This window comes from Chryseobacterium sp. SIMBA_029 (assembly GCF_046535275.1).
GTDB lineage: Bacteria > Bacteroidota > Bacteroidia > Flavobacteriales > Weeksellaceae > Chryseobacterium.
Genome location: NZ_JAWRXA010000074.1, coordinates 1 through 380, shown reverse-complemented (window position 1 = coordinate 380; position 380 = coordinate 1). Strand labels below are relative to the sequence as shown.

Genomic DNA, 380 nt, shown 5'->3' with positions numbered 1-380 from the left:
ATCTCGCGGATCATGGCTTCGTGCTGGTCATGATGCTCAATCGTCTCGAAGCTCACGACAAGATCGACACTTGCGTTCGCTAACGGAATATCGGCCGCTGAACCCACCTTGAATTCGAGATTCGATGTCCGGTGCAGATACTGTGTTTGCGCATGACGAATTGCTTCTTCACTGATGTCTACACCGATGACTGACGCCGCAAGACTGGACAAGGCATATGAGCCGTAGCCCTCTCCGCACGCGATGTCCAGTACACGCAGGCCAGCGGCCAGTTTACGCGCAACGACGTACCGATGCATGTGCTCGAGTTCAATCTCGGTGGACATCCCCGGGATATAGCGCTCACCATCCCATGCAAGATCTTGCTCGGATTGAACATC

Annotated in this window: 1 protein-coding gene; it reads right to left on the bottom strand. The window is 54.2% G+C overall.

The annotated features are described in order from the left end of the window. A partial coding sequence (locus tag SB679_RS23275) for a class I SAM-dependent methyltransferase (protein ID WP_410704658.1) occupies positions 1-380 on the bottom strand: 380 nt, incomplete at both ends.